7 protein-coding genes and 1 pseudogene are annotated in these 8,824 nt (G+C 73.2%); 3 read left to right on the top strand and 5 right to left on the bottom strand.

Going from position 1 to position 8,824, the window contains the following annotated elements; all coding sequences use genetic code 11:
• Positions 1-42: 42 nt before the first annotated feature.
• The gene (gene ccrA / locus AR3_RS13205; protein ID WP_067913766.1) at positions 43-1,380 is read left to right on the top strand and encodes a crotonyl-CoA carboxylase/reductase; all 1,338 of its coding nucleotides are present in this window, start codon (positions 43-45) and stop codon (positions 1,378-1,380) included.
• 24 nt (positions 1,381-1,404) lie between these two features.
• Here the strand turns inward: ccrA and AR3_RS13210 are convergent, their stop codons facing one another.
• The 4 genes from AR3_RS13210 to AR3_RS13225 form a co-directional block, all read right to left on the bottom strand.
• The gene (locus AR3_RS13210; protein ID WP_067913771.1) at positions 1,405-2,364 is read right to left on the bottom strand and encodes a TIGR04222 domain-containing membrane protein; all 960 of its coding nucleotides are present in this window, start codon (positions 2,362-2,364) and stop codon (positions 1,405-1,407) included.
• Between the two features lie 55 nt (positions 2,365-2,419).
• The gene (locus tag AR3_RS31700) at positions 2,420-2,728 is read right to left on the bottom strand and encodes a hypothetical protein (protein WP_067913775.1); all 309 of its coding nucleotides are present in this window, start codon (positions 2,726-2,728) and stop codon (positions 2,420-2,422) included.
• 148 nt (positions 2,729-2,876) lie between these two features.
• Positions 2,877-3,851 (bottom strand): TIGR04222 domain-containing membrane protein, encoded by a 975-nt coding sequence (locus AR3_RS13220; RefSeq protein ID WP_067913779.1) that lies wholly within the window; start codon positions 3,849-3,851, stop codon positions 2,877-2,879.
• Between the two features lie 179 nt (positions 3,852-4,030).
• Positions 4,031-4,879 (bottom strand): helix-turn-helix transcriptional regulator, encoded by an 849-nt coding sequence (locus AR3_RS13225; protein WP_067913784.1) that lies wholly within the window; start codon positions 4,877-4,879, stop codon positions 4,031-4,033.
• Between the two features lie 157 nt (positions 4,880-5,036).
• On the opposite strand from AR3_RS13225, the gene AR3_RS13230 reads away from it, so the two are divergent.
• On the top strand, positions 5,037-6,050 hold the full coding sequence (locus AR3_RS13230; protein WP_067913806.1) for an aldo/keto reductase: 1,014 nt from the start codon (positions 5,037-5,039) through the stop codon (positions 6,048-6,050).
• 227 nt (positions 6,051-6,277) lie between these two features.
• Here AR3_RS13230 and qcrB read toward each other — a convergent pair whose 3' ends face one another.
• Positions 6,278-7,927, bottom strand: coding sequence for a cytochrome bc1 complex cytochrome b subunit (gene qcrB, locus AR3_RS29595; RefSeq protein ID WP_067913788.1), 1,650 nt, complete (start codon positions 7,925-7,927; stop codon positions 6,278-6,280).
• A 322-nt stretch (positions 7,928-8,249) separates the two neighbouring features.
• On the opposite strand from qcrB, the pseudogene AR3_RS13240 reads away from it, so the two are divergent.
• Positions 8,250-8,824 (top strand): annotated as a pseudogene (locus tag AR3_RS13240) (PucR family transcriptional regulator); the annotation flags it as partial.

Consider the following 8,824-nt stretch of genomic DNA (forward strand, 5'->3'; position numbering starts at 1 on the left):
CACGGAGGCCGCCCGTCCATCCCGATCACCCCGAGGAGATCCATGGTCACGTCCGCCTCGTCCGATCCGCTGCTGGACGCCGTCCGCGCCGGCGCCGACGGCCGGCAGCTGCTGGACTGCCCGCTGCCGACCCGCTTCCGCGCCGCCCACCTCCGCAAGGACGAGGTGGGCCTGTTCGACGGCCAGACCGACAAGGACGTGCGCCGCTCCATCCACGTCGGCGAGGTCGACATGCCCGAACTGGCGCCCGACGAGTGCGTGGTCGCCGTGATGGCCGCCGCGATCAACTTCAACACCGTCTGGTCGGCCATCTTCGAACCGGTGCCGACGTTCGCGTTCCTGGAGAAGTTCGGCCGCCAGGGCTGGCACGGCGCCCGCCACGACCTGCCGTACCACGTCATCGGCTCCGACGCGGCCGGCGTCGTCGTCCGCACCGGCGCGGGCGTCCGCAAGTGGAAGCCGGGCGACCGCGTCGTGATCTCCCCGGCCTACGTCGACGAGGAGGACCACGGCTCCTACGACGACGGCATGATGAGCGAGACCCAGCTCGCGTGGGGCTTCGAGACCAACTTCGGCGGCCTCGCCGACTACTGCGTCGTCAAGGCCAACCAGCTCATCCGCAAGCCCGCCCACCTCACCTGGGAGGAGGCCGCGTCCAACACCCTGTGCGCGGCCACCGCGTACCGCATGCTCGTCGGCGTCCACGGCGCCCGCATGAAGCAGGGCGACGTCGTCCTCGTCTGGGGCGCCACCGGCGGCCTCGGCTCCTACGCCGTCCAGCTCGTGAAGAACGGCGGCGGCATCCCCGTCGCCGTCGTGTCGTCGGAGGAGAAGGCCGCGCTGGTGCGGGCCCAGGGCTGCGAGCACGTCATCAACCGCACCGAGCTCGACCTGGGCGAGCAGGGCATGCGCCACCCCAAGGCGGGCCGCATCCTCGGCGAGGCGATCCGCCGCCGCGTCGGCGAGGACCCCGGCATCGTCTTCGAGTACCTGGGCCGCGAGACCTTCGGCGCCTCCGTCTACGTCGCCAAGCGCGGCGGCAAGATCGTCACCTGCGGGTCGTCCACCGGCTACCGCCACGAGTACGACAACCGCTTCCTGTGGATGCGGCTGAAGAGCATCATCGGCTCGCACGGCTTCAACTACGCCGAGGCCGTCGAGGTCAACCGCCTGATCGCGCTCGGCATGATCCACCCGACCCTGTCCGCCGTGTACCCCCTGGAGCGGACCGGCGAGGCCGCCCGCGTCGTCCAGACCAACCGGCACGTCGGCAAGGTCGCCGTCCTGTGCGCCGCCGAGAAGGAGGGGCAGGGCGTCGAGGACCCCGCCCTCCGCGAACGCATCGGCGAGCACAACCTCACCCTGTACCGGCGCCGCTGACCCGCCGCACACCGCTCGGCCCGGTCAGCCGCCGCCGCACCCGCCGCAGGAGGAGCCGCACGAGGAACCGCCGCCGCCATCGCCGCCGCTGCAACCGCTGGACGAGCAGACCGACGCGGTGGACGAGCAGGTCGGCCCCCCGTAGTCGACACCGCCCGGCGACCCCGAACCGGCCATCTGCAGGAGGCGGCCCAGGCCGGCGGCGTGGGCGAACGCCGGGTCGATGCTCATCAGGGCGGCCGTCCCGAACAGCGCCACGCCCATGGCCGCCGCGGGGATGCCGTACGTCGCCCAGGCCGGGGACATGCGCGGGTCGAGGTGCGCGTGCCGGTCGCGGGTCTCGCGGAGCGCCGCCTTGACGGCACGGGTCTGCTCCGCGTGCCCCGCCAGCACGCCGTACAGGAGCAGCAGCACCACGATGACCGGGAAGATCATGATCGCGGCGACCGGGGCGCCCGGCGGATCGTCGAGCAGGTACTGCACCAGGCGGGCGACGCCCACGAGGATGATCGCGACCAGCGGCCATGCGGCGCGCCTGGCCAGGCGCCGCCGCCGCTCGTCGATCACCATGCCCTGGGCGACCAGGCCGTCGCGGAGCTCCTGGATCGCCTTCTTGACCTCGGCGTGCTGGGCGACCCCCGCCACGGTGCGGGCCTGCCGGGTGCGGACGGCCTCGTGGACGACCCGGTCGAGGGGCGTGTCCGCGGCACGCCGGTCGCCGGTGACGTACAGGTCGCCGCCCCGGTCGGCGGCCCGGACGGCGCCGTCCAGCCGCAACGACATCAGGACCGCCGCGATCACGTGGCGGCCGCCGCCGGTGAGGTAGGCGACCTCGTACGGGTGCAGCGGCCGTGTCGGCGGATGGCCGCGCCGCAACCGGAACCTGACGACGGCCGCTCCCACGACGGACAGCACGCCGAGCAGCGCGAAGACCACCAGGAAGTCGACGTCGGGGATTCCCCACAGCTGCTCCTGTGCCCGCATGGCACCTCCCGTCGCACACCGGTACCCGGTTCGACGGGCCGGTGGCGGGCCGGGTTCAGGCCAGCGCCGAACGCCCATGTGGACCGCCGTCCCGCGGGCGGCGATGCATCCGCGTACGGGGGGACGCCGTGGGTCGAACCCCAGCGGCGATCTCTACGCGGTCGCCGGCGCCGTCGGAGAGGAAGGCCGCCAGCGCGGCTCCCTCCTCGGCGACCTCGGCGCGCTCGGCTCGGGTGAGGCGGCGCAGCGGCGTGACGGTCACGGCGTCCAGCACCGGCAGGTCCGCGCGGTCGAGCAGCAGGTGCCGGGCGAGCGTCGCGCGGTTGAGCGTCCGGGTGTCCAGGACGGTCGCACCGGCGGACATGGCGGCTCCTCGGGTTCTCGGTTCACCTCTGCCGGGCGGTCGCGCCGCGGAGTCGGCCGCACCGCCCGTCGGTGACCAGCGTCGCAGGAGAAGCGGTCAGAACCTGACCGCTTCTCGGTCCGAGGTGCGACGAGGCTCCGGGCGGGCGTCAGACGCCGCCTCCTCCGCAGCCGCTGCCGCCGGATCCATCGCCGCCTCCACCAGAGCCGCCGCCGCAACCGCTGGACGAGCAGACCGACGCGGTGGACGAACAGGACGGCCCCGCGTAGCCGATGCCGCCCGACGCCGACGCGCGGCCCGCCAACTGCAGAAGCCGTCCCAGCCCCGCGGCCTGCGAGAACTCCGGATCGATGCTCATCAGCGCCGCCGTGCCGAACAGGGCCACGCCCATGGCGGCCGCGGGGGTCCCGTAGGTGGCCCAGGCGGGGAACATGCGCGGGTCCAGGTGGCCGTGCCGCTGCCGGATGTCCTTCAGGGCGGCCTCGACGGCGCGGGTCTTCTCGGGGTCGCCGAGCGTCATCGCGTAAAGGATCGCCAGTCCGGCGGCCAGCCAGATGTTCAGGAATGCGGCGGTCGGGACGTCGGGGCCGCCGAAGAACCTGGCGTCGGCCGTGTACCACGCCAGACGCGCGATGCCGACGGCGGCCACCAGCCACAGCGGCACGGCGGCGAGCCGGGCCAGACGGCGGCGACGCCCGTCCATGATCATGCCTTGGGTGATCAGGCCGTCGCGCAGCGCCTTCACCGCGTCCTTGACGGTCGCGTCCGCGGCCACCGCCGCCACCGTCCGCGCCCGGCGGTTGCGGACGGCCTCGTACACGGCCTCGTCCAGCGGCGTGTCCGCCGACCGCCGCTCGCCGGCGACGTGCAGGTCGCCGCCGGGACGATCGGCGCGGACGGCGCCGTCCAGACGCAGCGACAGCAGGGACGCCGCGATGGCGTGGCGCCCGCCGCCGGTGAGGTAGGCGACCTCGTAGGGGTGCAGCGGCCGGGTCGGCGGGTGGCCGCGCCGCAGCCGGAAACGCACGACGCCCGCGACCAGGATGAAGAGCACGCCCAGGATCGCGGCGCCCTTCAGGAAGGCGACGTCGGGGATTCCCCAGAGCTGCTCCTGCGCCCGCATGGCACCCTCCCGTCGCACCGGTACCCGGTTCGACGGGCCGATGACGGGCCGGGTTCAGGCCGCTGCCGGAACGCCCGCGTGGACTGCCGTCCCGCAGACGACGGCGCACCGGCATGCCCGGGGTCTCGTGACTCCTCGCGCGGGCCGAGAGCCCCGCCGCGGCGCTTCAGGCGAGCCGCTCAGCCCCGTACCGCGCGCAGGGCGCCGGGCCGGCGGTTGTCGAGGTGATCGAGGGCGGCGGAGGTGGCGTCGTCGGCGGGGAGGTGGACGACCAGGCGCTGGCCCTCGGAGTCGAGCACCTCGTAGGCCAGCCGCAGTTCCCCCACGTCGGGGTGGACGAGGCGTTCGACGCCGGTGCGGCGCGGCGCGGCCGGCGGGGACTGCAACCGCCGGGTGAAGGGCGCGCCGGCCAGGACGGTCAGTTCATCGACGAGGTGGGCGAAGTACGGGTCGTTCGGCGAGGACGCGGCCCGCAGGGCGGCGACCCGCTCGTCGGCGACGCGGTCCCAGTCGGGGTAGGCGGCGCGGGCCCGCCCGTCGGCGAACACGAACCGGGCCTGGTTCGGCGGCTCGCCGTCCAGCAGGCCGATCGGCCCGGCGAGGCGCTCGTAGGAGGACGTGTGGGCCAGGACGTCGCCGAGCCGGTTGAGCAGCACCGCGGGAGTGGAGTCCAGCCGGTCGAGCAGCGCCCGCATCGTGGGACGCACCTGCCGTTCGGGCGGCACGGCCCCGGGGCACAGGAGGTCGGCGCCGGAGGCCGCCTTGGCCAGGTTGCGGAGCTGGACGCGCTCGTCCGGGGACAACCGCAGCGCGTCGGCGAGCGCGGCCAGGATCTGCGGCGACGGGCGGCGGTCGCGCCCCTGTTCCAGCCGCGTCAGGTAGTCGACGCTCACCCCGGAGAGGGTGGCCAGCTCGGCGCGCCGGAGTCCGGGCGTGCGGCGGCGCGGCCCGGCGGGCAGACCCACCTCGCCCGGGGTGACGGCCTCCCGGCGGCTGCGCAGGAACGCGCCCAGCTGGTTGTCGCTCACGGGCCGAGTGTACGGAGCCGGATCGTGGCCCTGTCAGGGCCAGTCTCATCCCGGCCTCCCCGGCGCCGGCCCGCCCGCGCACAGTGGACGCATGACCTTCACCGCCGACGAGATCGACACGGGCTCCGCCGCACCGTCCGCGGGCGGACGCGGCGTGATGCGCGACCGGCTGTTCGGGCCGACCGGGCTGCGCGTCTCGGAGCTGTTCCTGGGCGCCATGACCTTCGCCGGTCCGGACGAGGCGGACGAGATGATCGGGCTGTACGCGGACGCGGGCGGCAACGTCATCGACACCGCCTCGGCGTACGGCGACAGCGAGGAGGTGCTCGGGCGCCTCCTCCGGCACCGCCGCGACCGGTTCGTGCTGGCCACCAAGTTCACGCTGACCCGCGACGCCCGGGACCCCAACGCGGGCGGGAGCCACCGCAAGAACCTCACCCTGTCCCTGGAGGCGAGCCTGCGGCGGCTGCGCACCGACTACATCGACCTGTTCTGGGTGCACACCTGGGACGAGCACACCCCGATCGAGGAGACCATGCGGGCGCTGGACGACGCCGTCCGCGCCGGGAAGGTGCTGTACGTCGGCGCGTCCAACCTTCCCGCGTGGCTGGTCTCGCGCGCCAACACCCTCGCCGAATGGCGCGACTGGACCCCGTTCGCGGGCATCCAGGTCCCCTACAGCCTGCTCAAACGCGACATCGAACGGGAACTGCTGCCGATGGCCGAGGCGTACGGCCTGAGCGTCGCCGCCTATGGCGCGCTGGCCGGCGGCGTGCTGTCGGGCAAGTACACCGGACCCGGCGGCGCCCCGTCCGGCAGCCGGCTCGACCCGGCGTCGCTCACCGCGCGGGACCATCGGGCCGCGCGCGCCGTCCAGCAGGTGGCCGAGGAGCTGGGCGCGACCGCGTCGCAGGTCGCGATCGCCTGGCTCCGCACCCGCTCTCCCGCCGTGCACCCCATCATCGGCTCCCGCAACGCCGCGCAGCTCCGCGACAACCTGGGCGCCCTCGGCGTCACCCTGCCCGCGGACGCCCTGGACCGCCTGGATGCGGCGGTGGAGTTCGACCCCGGCTACCCGACCGACTTCACCACCGGCCCCCGTCCCTGGGTCTTCGGGGACCGCGAACCCCTCCTGGACGGCCGGACCCTCCGGACGTGGCGGCGACGTTGAAGACCGCTGTCCCCCGGGGGTGAGAGGACGCCACCACACACGATCGTCGATGACGGCAGAGGGCCTTCCCGTGGACGAAGATCGCCGGCCACGGCTCATCGCGTCCGTCCGGGAAAGGCACGTGCCTCGCCGCCGCGATCGCACGGGCCGGCACCGGGACGGCCGGATGCAGCCCCCAGCGAACAGCGGCCTAGCCTCGGCAGACCGCGAGAAAAGGCGCGCCGAGGCTACCGCTCTTTCTGGTCCTCTAGGGCCTTGCGCAGGCTGGGCGCCTCGCCCTCTCCGTCGCCGGTGTACGGGACGGCGGCCAGGTCCTCCCGGAAACGGCGGTTGAGGGCGACCCGGACGCGTCCGAGGCGGCTGCGCGTCTCGGGAGGCTCCACGCCCGCCTCCGGGGGACGTCCGAGAGCGCGGGCGGGGGACGGGCGCGGGTCGGTGATCGCGGCGATCTCCTCGTGCGGAAGCTTGTGCTCCACCTCGATGTACTCGCCCGACGGGGTGCGGCGGATGATCCCGGTCTCCAGGCCGTGCTCCAGCAGCTCGCGGTCGCGGCGCTGCAGGCCCAGGCAGATCCGGTACGCGATCGCGAACGCCAGGATCGGGCCGAGGAGGAAGGTGACGCGGAAGAACCAGGTCGTCCAGAACAGCGGGATGTGGAAGGTCTTGGCGATGATGTCGTTGGCGCCGGCCAGCCACAGCAGGCCGTAGGCGGTCACGCCGGCCATGCCGATGCCGGTGCGGGCCGGGACGTCGCGGGGCCGGTCCAGCAGGTGGTGGATCTGGTCGTCGCCGGTGATCCAGCGTTCCAGGAACGGGTAGACGGCCAGGCCGACGAACAGCACGCCGGGCACGACCAGCGCGGGGATCAGCACGCTCATCGGGAGGGTGTGGCCCCAGAAGTTGATCTCCCAGGACGGCATGATCCGCAGGGCGCCCTCCAGGAAGCCCATGTACCAGTCGGGCTGCGACCCCGCGCTGATCGCCCCCGGGTCGTACGGGCCGAACAGCCAGATCGGGTTGATCTGGAAGAACGCGGCCAGCAGCGCCGTGACCGCGAACGTCCACAGGAAGAACGCGGTGGTCTTGGCGATGAACACCGGGAAGAACGGGCCGCCCTGCACGGTGGTGTTGGTGCTGCCCTTGCCCGGGAACTGGGTGTGCGTCTGCCGCCAGGTCAGCACGATGGCGTGCAGCGGGATGAGCGCCAGCAGGATCCCCGGGATGAACAGGATGTGGGTCACGTACAGCCGCGGGATGATCTCCGTGCCGGGGAACTCGCCGCCGAACACGAACATCAGCAGGTACGAGCCGACCAGCGGGATCGACTCGATCACGCCCTCCAGGATGCGGATGCCGGTGCCCGACAGCAGGTCGTCCGGCAGCGAGTAGCCGAACAGCCCGTTGAGCATCACGAGCATGAACAGCACCACGCCGATGACCCAGTTCAGCTCCCGGGGCTTGCGGAACGCCCCGGTGAAGAAGTTGCGCAGCAGGTGCACGACGATCGCCGACAGGAAGATGATCGTCGACCAGTGGTGCAGCTGCCGCATCAGCAGCCCGCCGCGCACGTCGAAGCTGATGTGCAGGGTCGAGGCGTAGGCCTCGCTCATCCGCACGCCCCGCAGCGGCGCGTAGGAGCCGTTGTAGACGACCTCGGTCATGCTGGGCTTGAAGAACAGCGTCAGGTACACCCCGGTGAGCACGACGATCGCGAACGAGTACAGCGCGATCTCGCCCAGCAGGAAGCTCCAGTGGTCGGGGAACGCCTTGCGCATCGCCTTGCGCCCGAACCCGGCGGCGCCGAAGCGGTCGTCGACGGCCCGGCCGGTCTCGGCCAGCGCCTTGGCGGTTCTCGTGGGCCTCGATGGAGTGGACACTGCCGACCTCCCGCTCGGGCGGCTCGCGGGGCGGGCCGCAGCCGCCTCGCCGCATACGACCGGGGGCGCACGTCCGCCGGCGGCGCGCCCCCGTCCTGACCGATGTGTCAACTACCCGCGAAGCGCCCGCGGAATGCGACCTCGTCCGCACGGGATGTAACAAATGCATATTTCGTTTGGCCGAAATTGGTCGAGTCCTGACGGATGCCTGGCGGTCGGCTGTCCAAGAGGACATGATTTGCACCACACGGGTCGCGTAAGTGAGTAATTGCCCCTCGTGTCCGGAAGGTAACTGAGGGGCGCGGACGACGGGGAGGCGCGCGTGGCCGACGACGGGTCCACCGCTGCTCACGGACGCCCCTGGGCCGACCTGCCTCGGGAGCTGGCCGAGCACATGCGGCCCCACCTCGACGAGGTCGCCGACGACATGATCGAGGAGATCCGGACCCGGGTGCGGGAGTACGACCGGCCCGGCGACGGCGCGTACTCGGGCACCCTGCGGCTGGCGGTCGAGCGGGTCCTGCACTACTTCGTCGACCGGGTGGCCGATCCCGGACACGAATCCGGGCAGGTCACCGACTTCTTCCGCGCCATCGGACGCGGCGAGGCCGGGGAGGGCCGCAGCCTGGACGCCATGCAGACCGCGATGCGGGTCGGCGCCATGGTGGCCTGGCGCCGCCTGTCCGCGGCCGCGGTCCGCCTCGGGGTGTCCTCCCGCACGCTCGGCGCGGTCGGCGAGGCCATGATGCTGTTCCAGGACGAGCTGGCCGCGGCCGCCGCCGAGGGGTACGCGCAGGCCCGCGCGGCGGTGGCCGGAGAGATGCAGCGCCGCCGCAAGCGCCTGGTGGACCTGCTGTTCGCCGATCCCCCCGCCACCCTGGAGGCGATCGCCGACCT

Origin of the sequence: Actinomadura rubrobrunea NBRC 15275 (assembly GCF_001552235.1) — a bacterium.
In the GTDB taxonomy this organism is placed as follows: domain Bacteria; phylum Actinomycetota; class Actinomycetes; order Streptosporangiales; family Streptosporangiaceae; genus Spirillospora; species Spirillospora viridilutea.

Coding starts and splice junctions, on each gene's coding strand:
- ccrA (WP_067913766.1), top strand. CDS start 43: ATGGTCACGTCCGCCTCGTCCGATCCGCTGCTGGACGCCGTCCGCGCC.
- AR3_RS13210 (WP_067913771.1), bottom strand. CDS start 2,364: ATGCGGGCACAGGAGCAGCTGTGGGGAATCCCCGACGTCGACTTCCTG.
- AR3_RS31700 (WP_067913775.1), bottom strand. CDS start 2,728: ATGTCCGCCGGTGCGACCGTCCTGGACACCCGGACGCTCAACCGCGCG.
- AR3_RS13220 (WP_067913779.1), bottom strand. CDS start 3,851: ATGCGGGCGCAGGAGCAGCTCTGGGGAATCCCCGACGTCGCCTTCCTG.
- AR3_RS13230 (WP_067913806.1), top strand. CDS start 5,037: ATGCGCGACCGGCTGTTCGGGCCGACCGGGCTGCGCGTCTCGGAGCTG.